This window comes from Dyella sp. ASV21 (genome assembly GCF_016428975.1).
Taxonomy (GTDB): Bacteria; Pseudomonadota; Gammaproteobacteria; order Xanthomonadales; family Rhodanobacteraceae; genus Dyella.
In genome coordinates, this window is the sequence record NZ_JAELTT010000275.1 from 1 (window position 1) to 382 (window position 382).

A 382-nucleotide genomic window follows, 5' to 3' on the forward strand; every position below is an offset into this window, starting at 1 on the left:
CCCCCCCCCCCCCCCCCCCCCCCCCCCCCCCCCCCCCCCCCCCCCCCCCCCCCCTCCTCACCGACCCCCCGACCCCCGAGATCTACACCCGAACGTTGTCGTCGGCAGCGTCAGATGTGTATAAGAGACAGGGCCGGCAGCACGCTCATGATACGTGCTGCCGGCCTGCCGCGCGAGGCGCGGCTACGCCGCGCCGGTGATTTCGCTGCTCTGCGTCATACCAGCGGCCGCTTCGGCGGCCGCTGTTTTTCCGTGACCGAATAGCGTTTTGCGGGTGCTGGTGGTTCATAGGGGGGGGGGGGGGGGGGGGGGGGGGGGGGGGGGGGGGGGGGGGGGGGGGGGGGGGGGGGGGGGGGGGGGGGGGGGGGGGGGGGGGGGGGGG

General features: G+C 78.0%; 1 protein-coding gene. It reads left to right on the forward strand.

The genetic code is table 11. The features are described from left to right. Positions 1 to 114: 114 nt before the first annotated feature. A complete protein-coding gene (locus tag JHD67_RS21675; RefSeq protein WP_233172181.1) occupies positions 115 to 264 on the forward strand; it encodes a hypothetical protein in 150 nt (49 codons plus the stop codon). Positions 265 to 382 lie beyond the last annotated feature (118 nt).